The organism is Gibbsiella dentisursi (genome assembly GCF_039539505.1).
GTDB lineage: Bacteria > Pseudomonadota > Gammaproteobacteria > Enterobacterales > Enterobacteriaceae > Gibbsiella > Gibbsiella quercinecans.
The window spans coordinates 186,019-199,757 of sequence record NZ_BAABDG010000002.1 but is presented as its reverse complement, the minus strand read 5'-3'; the positions used below and the strand labels follow the sequence as shown (position 1 = coordinate 199,757).

At 56.2% G+C, this 13,739-nt stretch carries 17 protein-coding genes; 7 read left to right on the top strand and 10 right to left on the bottom strand.

Going from position 1 to position 13,739, the window contains the following annotated elements; translation table 11 throughout:
• Positions 1–212: 212 nt before the first annotated feature.
• Both licT and rdgC read left to right on the top strand, forming a co-directional pair.
• Complete coding sequence (gene licT, locus ABFX35_RS01315) at positions 213–1,070, top strand: BglG family transcription antiterminator LicT (RefSeq protein ID WP_095845648.1); 858 nt, start codon at positions 213–215, stop codon at positions 1,068–1,070.
• A gap of 178 nt (positions 1,071–1,248) precedes the next feature.
• Positions 1,249–2,160, top strand: coding sequence for a recombination-associated protein RdgC (gene rdgC / locus ABFX35_RS01310; protein WP_346078728.1), 912 nt, complete (start codon positions 1,249–1,251; stop codon positions 2,158–2,160).
• Between the two features lie 63 nt (positions 2,161–2,223).
• Here the strand turns inward: rdgC and ppnP are convergent, their stop codons facing one another.
• Together ppnP and aroL are read right to left on the bottom strand one after the other, a co-directional pair.
• A complete protein-coding gene (gene ppnP / locus ABFX35_RS01305) occupies positions 2,224–2,514 on the bottom strand; it encodes a pyrimidine/purine nucleoside phosphorylase (protein WP_095845650.1) in 291 nt (96 codons plus the stop codon).
• Between the two features lie 534 nt (positions 2,515–3,048).
• A complete protein-coding gene (gene aroL, locus ABFX35_RS01300) occupies positions 3,049–3,573 on the bottom strand; it encodes a shikimate kinase AroL (RefSeq protein ID WP_121555748.1) in 525 nt (174 codons plus the stop codon).
• Between the two features lie 72 nt (positions 3,574–3,645).
• On the opposite strand from aroL, the gene ABFX35_RS01295 reads away from it, so the two are divergent.
• A complete protein-coding gene (locus ABFX35_RS01295) occupies positions 3,646–3,783 on the top strand; it encodes a hypothetical protein (protein ID WP_346078726.1) in 138 nt (45 codons plus the stop codon).
• A 2-nt stretch (positions 3,784–3,785) separates the two neighbouring features.
• On the opposite strand, the gene ABFX35_RS01290 is transcribed toward ABFX35_RS01295, so the two are convergent.
• Positions 3,786–5,903, bottom strand: a complete 2,118-nt coding sequence (locus ABFX35_RS01290; RefSeq protein WP_346078724.1) for a TonB-dependent siderophore receptor — start codon at positions 5,901–5,903, stop codon at positions 3,786–3,788.
• The gene (locus tag ABFX35_RS01285; RefSeq protein WP_279027026.1) at positions 5,896–7,011 is read right to left on the bottom strand and encodes an ABC transporter substrate-binding protein; all 1,116 of its coding nucleotides are present in this window, start codon (positions 7,009–7,011) and stop codon (positions 5,896–5,898) included. The genes ABFX35_RS01290 and ABFX35_RS01285 overlap by 8 nt, the downstream gene beginning before the upstream one ends.
• Positions 7,012–7,160: 149 nt before the next feature.
• Here ABFX35_RS01285 and ABFX35_RS01280 point away from each other — a divergent pair, with 149 nt between their 5' ends.
• Positions 7,161–7,622: a GNAT family N-acetyltransferase gene (locus ABFX35_RS01280; protein ID WP_095845654.1), complete on the top strand. Its 462-nt coding sequence runs from the start codon at positions 7,161–7,163 to the stop codon at positions 7,620–7,622.
• On the opposite strand, the gene ABFX35_RS01275 is transcribed toward ABFX35_RS01280, so the two are convergent.
• From ABFX35_RS01275 to ABFX35_RS01265, 3 genes are all read right to left on the bottom strand, one after another.
• On the bottom strand, positions 7,609–8,175 hold the full coding sequence (locus ABFX35_RS01275; RefSeq protein WP_346078722.1) for a class I SAM-dependent methyltransferase: 567 nt from the start codon (positions 8,173–8,175) through the stop codon (positions 7,609–7,611). The genes ABFX35_RS01280 and ABFX35_RS01275 overlap by 14 nt on opposite strands.
• A gap of 240 nt (positions 8,176–8,415) precedes the next feature.
• A complete protein-coding gene (locus ABFX35_RS01270) occupies positions 8,416–8,697 on the bottom strand; it encodes a YdgH/BhsA/McbA-like domain containing protein (RefSeq protein WP_279027038.1) in 282 nt (93 codons plus the stop codon).
• Positions 8,698–8,990: 293 nt separating this feature from the next.
• Entirely contained in the window at positions 8,991–9,761 is a 771-nt protein-coding gene (locus ABFX35_RS01265; RefSeq protein ID WP_279027029.1) for a class I SAM-dependent methyltransferase, read from the bottom strand.
• Between the two features lie 99 nt (positions 9,762–9,860).
• Here ABFX35_RS01265 and ABFX35_RS01260 point away from each other — a divergent pair, with 99 nt between their 5' ends.
• Positions 9,861–10,646 (top strand): helix-turn-helix transcriptional regulator, encoded by a 786-nt coding sequence (locus tag ABFX35_RS01260; RefSeq protein WP_346078720.1) that lies wholly within the window; start codon positions 9,861–9,863, stop codon positions 10,644–10,646.
• 123 nt (positions 10,647–10,769) lie between these two features.
• Positions 10,770–11,450: a DUF2076 domain-containing protein gene (locus tag ABFX35_RS01255; RefSeq protein ID WP_279027031.1), complete on the top strand. Its 681-nt coding sequence runs from the start codon at positions 10,770–10,772 to the stop codon at positions 11,448–11,450.
• 182 nt (positions 11,451–11,632) lie between these two features.
• Here ABFX35_RS01255 and ABFX35_RS01250 read toward each other — a convergent pair whose 3' ends face one another.
• Entirely contained in the window at positions 11,633–11,896 is a 264-nt protein-coding gene (locus ABFX35_RS01250; RefSeq protein ID WP_279027032.1) for an ABC transporter ATP-binding protein, read from the bottom strand.
• Between the two features lie 262 nt (positions 11,897–12,158).
• Here ABFX35_RS01250 and ABFX35_RS01245 point away from each other — a divergent pair, with 262 nt between their 5' ends.
• Complete coding sequence (locus tag ABFX35_RS01245; RefSeq protein ID WP_346078717.1) at positions 12,159–12,770, top strand: hypothetical protein; 612 nt, start codon at positions 12,159–12,161, stop codon at positions 12,768–12,770.
• Between the two features lie 6 nt (positions 12,771–12,776).
• Here the strand turns inward: ABFX35_RS01245 and ABFX35_RS01240 are convergent, their stop codons facing one another.
• Both ABFX35_RS01240 and ABFX35_RS01235 read right to left on the bottom strand, forming a co-directional pair.
• Positions 12,777–13,085: a putative hemolysin gene (locus tag ABFX35_RS01240; RefSeq protein ID WP_346078716.1), complete on the bottom strand. Its 309-nt coding sequence runs from the start codon at positions 13,083–13,085 to the stop codon at positions 12,777–12,779.
• 59 nt (positions 13,086–13,144) lie between these two features.
• Positions 13,145–13,633, bottom strand: a complete 489-nt coding sequence (locus ABFX35_RS01235) for a YjjA family protein (RefSeq protein ID WP_095845663.1) — start codon at positions 13,631–13,633, stop codon at positions 13,145–13,147.
• Between the last annotated feature and the right edge of the window lie 106 nt (positions 13,634–13,739).

Below are 13,739 nucleotides of genomic sequence, written 5' to 3'. Positions count from 1 at the left end.
GAAAAGCGTTGAACCGCTACTGAGAACCGTTATCATAGAGCGGTTACAGGATTGTCACTGTGTAAATCCCCCACATCACGCGCATTAGCAGAAAGGCAGCATGCCTGCGTAGCGAAGAAGAACGTGGGGGCGCAGGCAAAACCTGACATCCGGGGCTATACCTGGGCGTCAGGTTTTTTTGTTTTCAGCGAGCAACAACGCCGGGAAAAGCCATGAAGATCGCTAAAATACTTAATAATAACGTGGTGATTACGCTTGATGCGCATACGGAAGAAACAGTAGTAATGGGCTGCGGCATCGGCTTTAAAAAGAAAGTCGGCGACAGCGTAGATGAGAGCCTGATTGAAAAAGTCTTCACCCTGAACCAGGGGGAAGTGAGCGAACATTTCAAACAATTGCTGGCGGAGATCCCTTTAGCCTGCGTCACTACCGCGGATAAAATCATTACCCTCGCCCGCGAGCGCCTGCCGGGCAAACTGCACAACATTGCTTATATCACTCTGACCGATCACATTCATTCCGCGCTGCAGCGCCATGAACAAGGGGTTAACATCCGCAACGCGCTGCTATGGGATATCAAAAAGCTTTACCCTAATGAGTTCGCTATCGGGCGGGAGGCGCTGGCGCTGATTGCCCAGCGGCTTGGCGCCACGCTGCCTGAAGATGAGGCGGGGTTTATCGCGTTGCACCTGGTCAATGCCCAGTTGAACGACGAAATGCAAAACACCTTGCACATCACCCGCGTGATGCAGGAAATCCTCAACATCGTCAAATACCATTTCCAATTTGATTACAACGAAGAAGCGTTAAGCTACCACCGCTTCGTTACCCACCTGAAGTTCTTCGCCCAGCGCCTGCTGGGGAAAAACTACGTCGACAACGCCGATGATTCGCTCTACCAGATGGTGAAAGAGAAATATCGCACCTCGTTCGCCTGCGCCGGCAAAATCAACCAACACATTGAGAAACACTACCAGCATCAGCTCACTACCGAAGAAATGCTGTTCCTGACGATCCATATCGAGCGGGTGCGCAGCGAAAGCGAAACGCCCTCCCTCGACACCGACTAAGCGGCGGCCGGTGGCCGCTTGCGCATCACCACACGCCCCGGCGCCCATCCCGCCGCTGAACCCGACGGAGAGGGAATTGCGTGGGAAGAGGGCGATTTTTCACGGCTGATTGGTTATCATGCCGCCCTGCTTTTGATGAATCAGCGTGTAAAATGCACGCCCAGCCTGGGATAACAATATGCTGTGGTTTAAGAATTTGATGGTTTACCGTTTGAGCAGCGACGTGGCGCTGAACGCGGATGAAATGGAAAAACAGCTCAGCGCCTTTTCGTTCACGCCGTGCGGTAGCCAGGATATGGCGAAAACTGGCTGGGTCTCCCCGATGGGCTCCCACAGCGACGCGCTGACCCACGCGGTCAACGGCCAGATCGTGATCTGCGCCCGCAAGGAAGAGAAAATCCTGCCCTCACCGGTCATCAAGCAGGAACTGCAGGCCAAGATCGACAAGCTGGAAGGCGAGCAGCATCGCAAGCTGAAGAAAACCGAGAAAGACTCGCTGAAAGATGAAGTGCTGCATAGCCTGCTGCCACGGGCCTTCAGCCGTTTCAACCAGACCTTTATGTGGATCGACACCGTCAACAATCTGATCATGGTCGACGCCGCCAGCGCCAAACGCGCCGAGGACACGCTGGCGCTGCTGCGCAAGAGCCTGGGTTCATTGCCGGTGGTGCCGCTGACCATGGAAAGTCCGATCGAACTGACGCTGACCGAATGGGTGCGTTCCGGCGAGCTGCCGGCCGGTTTTATCATTCAGGACGAAGCCGAGCTGAAGGCGATATTGGAAGAAGGCGGCGTGATCCGCTGCAAAAAGCAAAACCTGATCAGCGACGAAATCGCGGTGCATATTGAAGCCGGCAAGCTGGTGACCAAGCTGGCGGTGGACTGGCAGGAGCGGATCCAACTGGTGATTGCCGACGACGGTTCGATTAAGCGCCTGAAGTTTGCCGATACGCTGCGCGATCAAAATGATGATATTGACCGTGATGACTTCGCCCAACGCTTTGACGCCGATTTTATTCTGATGACCAGCGAACTGGCTGCGCTGATCCAGAACCTGATTGAAGCCCTGGGCGGCGAAGCCCAGCGCTAACCTGCCAACGTGGGCCGGCGGCTTGCCAGCCCACGTTGCGGCAGTTACCGGAATCTTTCGGGCTTACTCACTCAGGTAACGGCACAGATACGAAGTGGCTTCGGCCACCTGCAAATTGAATTCACTGTTGCCCGGCACCCGGAAGGATTCGCCGGGGTTAAATTCTTGCCACTCGGTGGCGCCCGGCAACAGCACATTCAACGCGCCGCTGACGACTGTCATCTCTTCCGGCTTGCCGGTGCCAAAAGTGTATTCCCCTTTGGCCATCACCCCAACGCTTGCCAGGCCAATGCTATCGCTGTCAAAACCAATCGACTTCACTTTCCCGCCAAAATACTCATTTACATTCAGCATAACGCGTCCCGCTAATTATCTTTGTGGAAAGGCCATATTGGGGGATTGAGCGCGCCCTGTCACTGGTTTTTCACGCGCAAATAGCGGCAGGCCGTAGCGGAAAATGCTATTGAGGCCACAGTGTTCAGGCAGGTATTGCGGCAACATTGGGGAAAATCCATGAAGTCATCCCACGGCGGCCTGGGAGAAGAAAATTTTATTGCGCGTTAAACCGAGGATTAGCGATCAACCACCGTTGAAGAGAACTATAGATTACGCAGAATGTAGAGCGCGATTGAAGCCTCAAACAGGATAATCAACAGCGCCCAAAAGGCCGGTAAGGCTTTGGCATGTTGGTGAAAAAACCGCTGGAGCGCTTTCATAGTCGATTTACCCGTCAGGCCCGCTGGCCCGTTGAACAACCTGATTGATGCAGGAACTGTCACGCTGTTGCTTACTCTACGCGCCACCCAGCGCAGGCGCAAGCAGGCGAACCGGCGCGGGGCCGGTTCAATAGAGAAAAATACCATGGATTGGCCGAGGCGGCTGGGGAAGTTACTTTACCGTCTCGCGCTGTAGCACGGCCAGGATCTGCTCCACCACCTGCGCCGGGTGGGTAGTGCCGTCCAGCACGTGGTGGGCGGCCTCCTGATACAGCGCTTCACGCGCAGCCAGCACATCACGCATTTCCTCTGCAATCGGCCGGCCGGTCAGCGTTGGGCGCTGCGCATCTTGCGGGGAAACTTGCAGCCGCTGGGCCAATACCCCGGCAGGCGAACAAAGATAGATCACGGTGCCCTGCTGCTGCATAAAGCGGCGGTTTTCTTCCGCCAGAATCACGCCGCCGCCGGTGGCGATAACGGTGCGCGGTTGGGTAACCGCCTGCAGTGCGAGGGTTTCACGCTGACGAAAGCCCGGCCACCCCTCTTTCTCAACCATTTCCATCACACTCATCTGCGCAGTCTGCTGCATAAACAGATCGGTGTCGACAAAATGATAGCCCAGCGTCTGCGCCAGTGCGCGCCCCACGGTCGTTTTACCGGCTCCGCGAGCGCCTACCATGAAAATGGGTTGTGTCATGACGGGTTGTCCCTTGATTACGATGGCTTGAGCACAAGCCTGTACACTGCTTAACCAGTGCACGGTCACTTAATGATATGGTTGCTGCATCATACCGTCATCAGCCTGTATTTCAATCTTTACAACGGCGTAAATGCCACGGCGCGCGGGCCGGTAGGCGCGGAACAGCGCGCGGCCCGCGAGCACGGCGGCAAAGTGCGCCGCCGGTAGAGTTAGAAATCAACGCTGGCGCGCAGCACCACTTCGCGCGGCTCGCCGATGGACACTCGCAGGTTGTTGCCGCTGGACGGATAATAAGTTTTATCGAACAGGTTTTTCACGTTCAACTGCCATTTCACCCGATAACCGTTAACCGGCATGGTATATGCCGCGAACGCATCGGCGACGGTGTAGTTGTCCAGATAAAAACTGTTCGCCGCATCCCCCGGCCGGCGGCCGACGTAACGCGCGCCCGCGCCCACGCGCAGTTCATCGCCGCTGTACAGCCCGAGCGATCCCAGGTTTTGGGTCAGGAACAGCGAAGCGGTATGACGCGCCACGTTGGTCATTTCCTTGCCCTTGTTGTCCGGATCGTCCACGACGCGCGCGTCGGTATAGGCATAAGTACCGATAATGCTGAGAGAATCGGTAATATTGCCGGCAACGTCCAACTCCACGCCCTGTGAACGCACGCGCCCGGCGGTGCGGGTAACCGTCTCGCCGCCCACCAGCTCACTGACCATCACGTTGCGCTTGGTGATATCAAATAGCGCCAGCGTACCGGTCACGCCGTTAGGCAGCTCAACCTTGCTGCCCACTTCCCAGGCCTTGCCCTGCTCCGGCGGCAGCGCGCCGATCTGCGTGGCGATCGACGAGTTCGGCTTAAACGATTCGGTGTAGCTGCTGTAGAGCGAAACGTTCGGCGTCAGCTTGTACACCACGCCGGCGCGCGGCACCAGCTTACTGTCAGAGCTGTCGGCGCCCACGACGAACGGCCGCCCTTTGCCGGCGTACACGTCAAAGGAGTCATAACGCAGACCGCCAATCACCAACCATTTTTCATTCAATTGGATTGAGTCCTGCATAAACCAACCATAGCTGGTCAGGTTCTCACGCTGATCGCTGTCTGCGGCGCTCACCGCGGTGGAAGCCGGCATCAGGCCGTACACCGGATTATAGATATTGAAGCTGGTGTCGCGGGTGCCGCGGATCATATCGCCGCGGAAGGTGCGGTTGTCTTCAAAATCAAAGCCGAACAGCATCTGGTGGTTAACGCTCCCCCAGTCCACATCTCCGTTCAGGGTCAGTTGCGCGGCATGCGCGCGGCTCACGGCGTGGGCCGTCGAATCTGCCTGGCGGGTCAATACCCCGGTGGTCGGGTTGAGCGCGGTTGCTCGCGCCTGATTATCGCTGTAGGCGTTGCGGTTATAGGAATAGGTTAATGAGGTTTTCCAACTTTCGTTAAGCGTTTGGTCAACCTGCAGCGTCACGCTGTCCTGATCGCCGCGTGTGGCGTTGTAACTCTCGTCAAAACGGCGATCGCGCGGCGTATTGACCGGTTTGCCGGTGCGCGAATCAATAATGGTGCCGCGATCGAACGGCGTCAGGTATTCCATGTGCTCATAGGCCAGGCGCACCGTGGTGGTCTCGCCATACCACATCAGCGATGGCGCGATCACGGTTTGGCGGTTGCGGCCAAAGTTACGCCAGTAATCGGTTTCGTCATGATCGACGATCATCCGGTAAGCAAAACCGGAGGTGCCGATCGGCCCGGTGACGTCCAGTTGGCCGCCACCGCCGTTAAAGCTGCTGCCCCAGCCTTCCACATGGGTATGCTGCTGCAACTGCGGCTTTTTAGTGATCATGTTGATCATACCGCCGGGTTCACCCATGCCATACAGCATGGAAGCCGGCCCTTTCAGCACTTCTACACGCTCGGTGGTCGGCGTGAAGTTGCGTGCCTGTACCGAGCGGATGCCATCACGCAGGATCGAGCCATCGCGGTTATCGCCAAAGCCGCGCTTCATTACCGCGTCCTGGGTTCCGCCTAAGGTGTTGCCCTGGGTAATCCCGCTGACGTTATACAACGCCTCATCCAGATTGCTTACCGCCTGATCGGCAATCACCTGCTGCGGCACCACGTCAATCGCCTGCGGAACGTTCAGCAAACGGGTTTCACTGCGGGTGCCGGTTACGCTGGTGATCGGCTGGTAACGTTGTGCCCCTGCTCCGTCTTTCTGGGCCGTAACCACCAGCTTTTCCTCTGTCTTTTGTTCCTCGCCGATCGCCGGCGCCGAAACACAGACAGCCAGAGGGATTACGCACCATAGACGGCGCTTATCATTATTCATTTGTTAACTGACTCCAATAAGTCCCAGAAAAAGGCAATGGTAAAAATTGTTGGTAGAGCTGCTTGAAGGTTTGCTCCGGATCAATATCGGCAAACAGCGCTGGGTAGAAAGCTTTGGCAAACATCTCTACCGCCACCACGTGGTAGGGGCTGAGATAAAAGTTGTGCCAGATACTCCAGGCTTTGTGGTCCTTCACGGCGCGCAGGTTGGCAAGCAAGGGCTGGTTTTGCATCAGTTGGCGGAAGCTTTCATCCGCCTCCTGCTGTGTTACCTGCGGCCCCAGTAGCAGGCTGGAATAGCGTTTTCCCTGTGGCCCGGCCATGCCGGTGCCAATATAAATTTGTGGGTTGGCGGCCAGGATGGTTTCCGGGTTCAGCTCGCCATAAACCCCTTTAATGCTGGCATTTGCGATATTATCGCCGCCGGCAAAGGCCACCAGATCGCCCAGGTTGCCGTGGGCGGCCGTGGTGCAGCACGTCTCGCGCCGCCCCAGATGCAGGTGCAGCAACACCGTGGGCTTGCTGCCCTGATAGCCGGCCAGCCGCTGCTGGATCACCGCCATATGCTGCTGATAGAACGCGACAAACTGCTCTGCTCGCTGCTGCCGGTTGAGCACCTCGCCCAGCAGGCGCACGCTGGGCACCGTGTTGTGCAGCAGATCTACCCGCAGATCGACGTAAATCACTGGGATATTGGCGCGCATCAGCCCTTTGAGCAGCATGTCGCTGTCGCCTTCTTCGCGTGCAAAACGCGGTAGAATGACCAGATCGGGGCGCAGTTGCAGCAGGCTTTCTGCATTAATCTGGCGCAGGTTGCCCGGGCTAATTAATGGGATCTGTTTAATCGCAGGGAATTTTTCGGTGTAAAGCTGCCAGCTTTGCGCATCATAACGCGCCAGATCTCCCGGCCAGCCGATGACCCGCTGCGCCGGGTTCCCCGGCTCCAGCAGCGCCAGCGTATACAGCATGCGGCTTTCCCCCAACACAATACGCTGCGGATTGTCCGGCACATTGACCTGGCGGCCCAGGATATCGGTAACGGTTTTCGCCTGTACGTTGATTACAGCGAATAGCAGGGAAAAGAGGCATAAAATGAGGGGATTTCGCATGATTTATATCAATAAGAAAAATTTTGCGCATAATAATCATTCATATTAACGCTTTCAATAAGCGGCAAGCTTAAACCGATTTAGAAAGTTAAAAAAACGCAATATACGGTGATAAAGCGGGAGAAATAGCGGGAAAACGGGAGAAAAAGATGCCGCAACGCATTGTGCCTCTGGCCGACGTTCCCCAGTTTATTGACGTTTGCGCCGCCTGGGCGTTTGAACAATGGGGCTCACAACACGGTGGTACGCTGGAACAGGCACGCCAGCGCTTTCGGCTGTGCGCGCGGCAAAGCGCCGATCATGCCACGCTGCTGATGGTGGCCGGCCCTACCCCACTGGCGATGGCCAGCCTGTGGCCCAGTGACGATCACCACCGTATGCCGCTTTCACCCTGGCTGACAGGGCTATTTGTCCACCCGGACTATCGGCGACAGGGCATTGCACAACGCCTGACGCAGGCTATCGAACGCCTGGCACGGCAACGGCATTACCCGGCGTTATACCTGAAAACGGATTCAGCAGAAATGCTCTATGCCCGTTGGGGCTGGCAGGCGATCGAACGCCGCACACAACCTGGCGGCAACGTCGTGATCATGGTCAAACGCCTTTAATCGGGGTGCATACGTACACCAGCGCCGGCGGGAAGTTGCGCACCACGCGCAGCTTTTTCCAATAAAAATAACGCGACAGCAACTTTTCAGACAGCGGACTGTATTGGAATAGCACCAACACCCCCGCCCGTGCATTTAGCCTGGCCTGCGCCTGCTGCAAAATACGCATGCTGACCTTTACCGGCATCGACAACAGCGGCAGGCAAGAGAAAATCACGTCATAGTCCTGGCTCAATTGCTCGGCGGAATGCGCCATCACCCGCAGGCGACGCTCGTCAATCTGGCGCAGTTGGCGCACAAAGCCGGGTTGGATTTCGTAGGCGTCCAACACCGCATCCGCACGCATACGGGCCAGAATACGCTTGGTCAATACCCCATCAGCGGCGCCCAACTCGGCAATCGACAAGGCGCGGGTCCATTCCACCTGATTGAGCATCGCCTGACAAAGCCAGGGGGAGGAAGGCATTAGGGTGCCAACGGTGCGAGGTGCTGCCATAAACTGCTGGATATAGGAAAAATGGTTCTTCAACTGCAGCCGCGTCGCATTTAACATTCAAACCTCCTCTGGTTGGAAGCCTCTAATCTGAGCCGAAATTCTTAGCGTTTCATTAAAATAAATCCGAAAGCGGCCCAAACAGTTGTAATAAAATGCAACAGGCATATTTGAGGCAGAAAAAAACGGCTGCAATAATAACCTGCGGGCCTTCTGACGTTAGCCGTGCCGGGTATTATTTACAACCGTTTTATATTATGGTGGGTCATTAATAACGTGGGGAAGATCTCACCTGGTGTATTAACGATAAATTTCCGCATTGCCGCGCCAATTACTTGAATCCCCCGGGGTATCTACCCCAATGACGCGATAATAGGAAGCGCCGTCTTGCGCTGCTTTTTCTTTCAGCTCATGGATTGCATCATCTGTAGAACCGGTGATGCCGGAAACAGAAACGACCCCAATACTTTGCAGGTTACGTGCCTGTTCACTATCGACCTGCTTTGGCGATAAAGACGCCGCGAGGCTGGAGAAAGAGGCAGTCGCGATCACAACGGCGGCGATGGTAGGTAATAATTTCATCATTGGCTCCTATTTTTCTGGCTGACTGAACGTCAGTGATATTAATTATTAACCAGCCAATGAAAACCGACGTAATTCGATGTAAAGAACATCAATTATTGTGAGAGAAATAAGGAGAAAATGCGTCAAACCTACCATCAGGATAAAACCGCAGGCGAAATGATATCATTATTCAACGGGTAACATTCGCTGGCAAAGATTGTTCACCGCAGGGAAAACAGGTTCTTTTCCCAGGATATTCATAACATAACAGTGGGCAGCCGCTATGGCTGTGGCTGCCCGTAGGCGCTCGCTTACCCTTTACTGGCGGTAATCATCATGATGTCCGTGGAAAACGAACCGTCTGGTTGGATAGCGAAATGGTTAATCACCTCTTGCGAAGCCCCCTGCTGCAGCGCACGGATCGCCGTCACGAAGTGCTCCGGCGTGCGCATCCTCGCCACCCAACTGCTAAACTCCAGCAACAAACGGTCTGCCGTCACGCCGCTGATGGTAAGCCCGGCTTCGGTGAACATGTTCAACCATTCACCTGGTGCGTAATCACGCACGTGCGAGGTGTCGCGCAGCACCTCAACCGTTTGCAGGTAAACATCCAGCAACGGGTGCCCCGGCGAGACCACGTCCATCAACACCACTTTGCCGCCTGGCTTCAGCACACGTTTCACTTCACGCAGCGCCTGGCCGACATCATGCCAGTGGTGGGCCGAGTAACGGCTGATCACAATATCAAAGCTGGCATCGTCGAACGGCAGGGATTCAGCAACGCCCTGCTGCTGCACAATGTTGTCCAACCCTTTTTCTGCCGCGGCCTGGCGCACCACCTCCAGCATCTGCGCAGACAGATCGTATGCCACTACCTGTGCCGCACTGGCCGCAGCGGTGAAACTGGCATGCCCGGCGCCACAGCCCAGATCAAGCACGCGCGCGCCCGCTTCGGCCGCCAGCAGCGCAGCCAGCCGTTGCAGATCTTTACCCTGCGCATGCACCGCGCTGGTCAGATAGGCGCCGGCCTGTTCACCGAACTGGCGATCGACCGCGTTTTTATGGCTGTTACTGGTGCTCATGTTTGCTTCCCCTGTTTTAGTGGTGTGTAAACACTATAATCGGGAGATTATACGGGTACAATATAACCTGTTATCCTAGTATGAATAGGTACTACCCTTATGCCAACAGACGCTTTATCCGGCCCCAAGGCCCTGGGCGCGTTTTTGCGCGCGCACCGTGAACGTATTACGCCGGAGATGCTCGGCCTGCCCAGTGCGCCCCGGCGCCGTACCAGCGGGCTGCGCCGCGAAGAGCTGGCGCAAATCAGCGGCATCAGCGCCACCTGGTATACCTGGATTGAACAAGGGCGCGATGTCTCCATCTCCCCAGACACCCTGGCGCGTATTGCGCAAGCGCTGCGCCTGGGGCCGGCCGAGCGCCACTATCTGTTTACCCTGGCGCGCATGGCCGATCCGGCGCAGGAACAGCAGCAGGAAACCACCAACGACGCGCTGCTGCAAAGCGTGCAGCAGATCGCCGTGCCCAGTTACCTGCTGGGCAACACCTGGAATATTGTGGCCTGGAACGCGCAGGCTGAGCAGTTGTTCTGCGGCTGGCTCGATCGGGCCGATACGCCGAATCTGCTGCACTTTATGTTTTTCCATCCGTTGGCAAAAACCCTGGTGAGCAGTTGGGATGAGCGCGCCAAACGCATCGTGGCCGAGTTTCGCGCCGAAACCAGCCATCATCAGGGCACCGAAGAGATGCGCGCGTTTGTGCGCCACATGACGCAGAACAGCGAAGCCTTTAACCACTGGTGGCAACAGCACGATGTGATGGCGCGCGAAGGTGGCGAACGGGAATTTATTCACGCCCGGCAAGGCCGGCTGCGCTTTCGGCAAATGACCTTCCACCCGGCGGAAAACAGCGGGTTGAAGCTGGTGATGTTAATCCCGCTGCCGTAACTGGTAACAAATTCACAAATAGCTTTACCTACGGGCGATTTATCATGCCGCATGAACGCGCTAGGGTGGACGTTATCCATGATGATTTTCATCACGTGATTTGCATCTTCGCGAGGTTAACTTATGCAAACGGAAGAACAACGCCTTATCGATGGTCTGTTTAGCCGCCTGAAAGACACAGAGCAAAAAACAGGCCCGCGGGATCGCCAGGCTGAACAGCAAATTAGCCAGTACATCCGCGCACAACCGGCCGCCCCGTATTATATGGCGCAGGCGCTGATCATTCAGGAAGCGGCGCTGAAACAGATGGATCAACGGGTGAAAGAGCTAGAAAACCAGGTGGCCCAGTTACAGCAAAATAATGCCGGCCAACAGGGCAGCGGCGGCTTTCTGGCCGGGCTGTTCGGCGGCGGCAACCGCACGCCCCAGGCGCCGCAGCCAACCCAGCAAAATAACGCCGCCTGGGGCAACCCACAATACAGCCAGCCGCAGGCCGCGCCTTCCCGGGCGGCGGGTTTCCTTGGCGGCGCGTTACAAACCGCGGCGGGCGTGGCGGGCGGCGTAATGTTGGCCGATATGCTAACCGGCATGTTCCACCATACCCAACCGGAAGAAATCGTTAACATCATCAATGAAGCACCGGCTGATGACAGCGCGATGCAGCAGTTTGACGCCGCCAACAATCTGGATACGTTCAATAATGGCGATGCGGGGTTCCAGCAGGCAGATTATTCAAACGACAATGATTTGACCGATAGCGGCTTCGATAGCGACCTCAACGACGACGACGGTTCATTTCTTTGATGTGAATGGTGTAGCCCAACAGAGGCCAGAGAGGATAGTCAGGGTGTTCGGCGCGCAGGGTATTGGCTTTGCCGCCGGCATCTATCAACGCGAAAACTCACACAAGGCCAACAAACAGCAATAACGCTGCCCGGCCAGCGCAAAATGCGGGCAAAATGCCGATAATTGGCGGGTGGCAGCGTTCAGGGCTGCTGTGCGGTCTCCGCGCCGTCGATTTTCGCCAGCGCCTGCCGATAGATTTTCACCTTCCGCCGTTTGCGCAGCCAGGTGACGGCTGAAACCACAAACACCGTGCCGGACATCGCCAAAACGTCAGCCGGATGGCCGTAAAACACCATCAAAATAAAATAAGCCGCAGAGACAATCGCCACCCATTTTGCCATATTCCCCACCGCGTTCTTTTCGTTGCTAAGCCGGCGGATAGACTCTTCTTCACTGATGCCCATACATGCTCCTTGTTTTGGCTGAACAGGCTATTATATTGGGCCGGGCTGTTGATATTTCAATCACTCCGAAGGTAAAGATGCGTAAATGTCGCGGTTTTTCCCCGGTATTTCATTCAGTTGCCTATGCAGGATGATGACGCAGGCCGGCACTGGCGGGCGCGGTAATGCCGCCGGCAGAAAAAACGTTGCAAATAAAGATGTTGGCTATACTGGTGAAATAACGTTACCCCAGACGTAACGATTTAAGCGCGAAGGAAAAACGATGCTGGTAGAAATCGTAAAATGGCTGTTCAAATTGCCCGGCAGGTTGGCTGGAGGGATCTTCAAAAATCGCCTGACGATTTTTGTTTTCTTTATGCTGCTGGCGGCCGCGCTGTTCGGCATCAAGCACTATCTTCGCGCGCCTCAGCCCAGTGACGAACTGGCCGCCGCGCCCTTACGCCATTATGCCATTACGCGTGAGTTACCGCACCGTGAAGCGCGTGAACACTGCGACGGGCCGCTGCATGATAACAACGGGCAACCCTGGCCAAGCGCCGCTGGCTACCTGCACCCGCCAACGCGCCAGGCCGGCGCCAATGCGCCGTCGTTGACGTTGGATAATCAACACAACAACTTCCCCGTGGTGGTGAAACTCGAGCCCCAGAACGCGCCGCAGCAATCGGCCGAGGTTTTCATTCCCGCCAGCGGGCGCTTCAATATAAAAATCACGCCGGCGCAGGAATATGTGGTGAAAATCAAGGATATCAACAGCGGCTGTTTTTTCCAGTCCCCGCCGCTTGCCCTGGATAAAACGCCGCAGCAGCGGCTTTCCCTGCAATTGGCGGCGGCGGAAGGAATACCGTACCACCCGATCGGCAACGGCGGGTTTTAACTGCGGCTATTTTTTCACCGGGTGATCGCGGCGGAACAGCGCCCAGCTGTCGAGTGCCTCACCGTTTGGCAGCGTGCAGATACTGTACTGCCCTTGGTCATTTTTTTTGGCGGAGAGCGTGCCGCCAATTTGCGTACAATAAACGTCTGCGGGGTTCGCCATACCGATCGTCGCCCGCGGCGGCGGCGGTGCTTCGCGGTTTGGCGCACGGCTGCACCCAGGCAGCAATGTAACGGCCGCCAACAGCGGCAGGCAGTAGGCGGCAATCGCGCGCCGCGCAGGGGAAATGCGGGAAGGAACCAACGTTTTATTCATGTAGCCCACCTTGGCTAATAGCGTCTGAATTACCGGCGCGGCGGCCGCGCCGTCTATGATCAGGAAATAAAAGCTTTACCCTGCTGCAACACCAGATCGCAGGCTTTTTGTTTCACTTTCTCTGTCAGTTGCGAACTGCCAAGGCTGTTGAGATCCACACTCTTGCCTTCGCGGGTCTGCAACAGGCCGCCCAGCCCTTGCTGGTAATCCTGGCTATTGGCGTTTTCGCTGCTGCTGATGCCCAGCTTACCCAACAGTTTGTCTTTCACCGTTTCGGTGCCGCTTTGCGACAGCACGTTGTTCTTCACACAATATTGCAGAACGCCGGCGGCGTTGGTCATGCTGCCGGAACTCAATGCGTTATTGCCGCCGTTCAGCAGGCCGGTTAATGAAGACAGAGAGGTACTGCCGCTATCGCTGCTCCCCGATTTGCTCAACTCACCCGCCGCACTGCTGAGGGAATCCATCAGGCCAGCCGCCTGGGCGGCGCCGCAGGCCATGGTTGCGCTCAATGCCAGCGCCAGCAATACACGATATTTGTTGCTCATAATGCGAAAACTCCTGTTTTTTCTTCATGATAACGGCCAAAAATCAGCGTTATACGTTAAAAGCCAAATAATCCTATTAAGCGCTATATGGACGCCCACCGTGCCG

What these genes read in the sequence shown, in the direction of transcription:
- licT (WP_095845648.1), top strand. Translation starts at nt 213, where the DNA reads ATGAAGATCGCTAAAATACTTAATAATAACGTGGTGATTACGCTTGAT.
- rdgC (WP_346078728.1), top strand. Translation starts at nt 1,249, where the DNA reads ATGCTGTGGTTTAAGAATTTGATGGTTTACCGTTTGAGCAGCGACGTG.
- ppnP (WP_095845650.1), bottom strand. Translation starts at nt 2,514, where the DNA reads ATGCTGAATGTAAATGAGTATTTTGGCGGGAAAGTGAAGTCGATTGGT.
- aroL (WP_121555748.1), bottom strand. Translation starts at nt 3,573, where the DNA reads ATGACACAACCCATTTTCATGGTAGGCGCTCGCGGAGCCGGTAAAACG.
- ABFX35_RS01295 (WP_346078726.1), top strand. Translation starts at nt 3,646, where the DNA reads ATGATATGGTTGCTGCATCATACCGTCATCAGCCTGTATTTCAATCTT.
- ABFX35_RS01290 (WP_346078724.1), bottom strand. Translation starts at nt 5,903, where the DNA reads ATGAATAATGATAAGCGCCGTCTATGGTGCGTAATCCCTCTGGCTGTC.
- ABFX35_RS01285 (WP_279027026.1), bottom strand. Translation starts at nt 7,011, where the DNA reads ATGCGAAATCCCCTCATTTTATGCCTCTTTTCCCTGCTATTCGCTGTA.
- ABFX35_RS01280 (WP_095845654.1), top strand. Translation starts at nt 7,161, where the DNA reads ATGCCGCAACGCATTGTGCCTCTGGCCGACGTTCCCCAGTTTATTGAC.
- ABFX35_RS01275 (WP_346078722.1), bottom strand. Translation starts at nt 8,175, where the DNA reads ATGTTAAATGCGACGCGGCTGCAGTTGAAGAACCATTTTTCCTATATC.
- ABFX35_RS01270 (WP_279027038.1), bottom strand. Translation starts at nt 8,697, where the DNA reads ATGAAATTATTACCTACCATCGCCGCCGTTGTGATCGCGACTGCCTCT.
- ABFX35_RS01265 (WP_279027029.1), bottom strand. Translation starts at nt 9,761, where the DNA reads ATGAGCACCAGTAACAGCCATAAAAACGCGGTCGATCGCCAGTTCGGT.
- ABFX35_RS01260 (WP_346078720.1), top strand. Translation starts at nt 9,861, where the DNA reads ATGCCAACAGACGCTTTATCCGGCCCCAAGGCCCTGGGCGCGTTTTTG.
- ABFX35_RS01255 (WP_279027031.1), top strand. Translation starts at nt 10,770, where the DNA reads ATGCAAACGGAAGAACAACGCCTTATCGATGGTCTGTTTAGCCGCCTG.
- ABFX35_RS01250 (WP_279027032.1), bottom strand. Translation starts at nt 11,896, where the DNA reads ATGGGCATCAGTGAAGAAGAGTCTATCCGCCGGCTTAGCAACGAAAAG.
- ABFX35_RS01245 (WP_346078717.1), top strand. Translation starts at nt 12,159, where the DNA reads ATGCTGGTAGAAATCGTAAAATGGCTGTTCAAATTGCCCGGCAGGTTG.
- ABFX35_RS01240 (WP_346078716.1), bottom strand. Translation starts at nt 13,085, where the DNA reads ATGAATAAAACGTTGGTTCCTTCCCGCATTTCCCCTGCGCGGCGCGCG.
- ABFX35_RS01235 (WP_095845663.1), bottom strand. Translation starts at nt 13,633, where the DNA reads ATGAGCAACAAATATCGTGTATTGCTGGCGCTGGCATTGAGCGCAACC.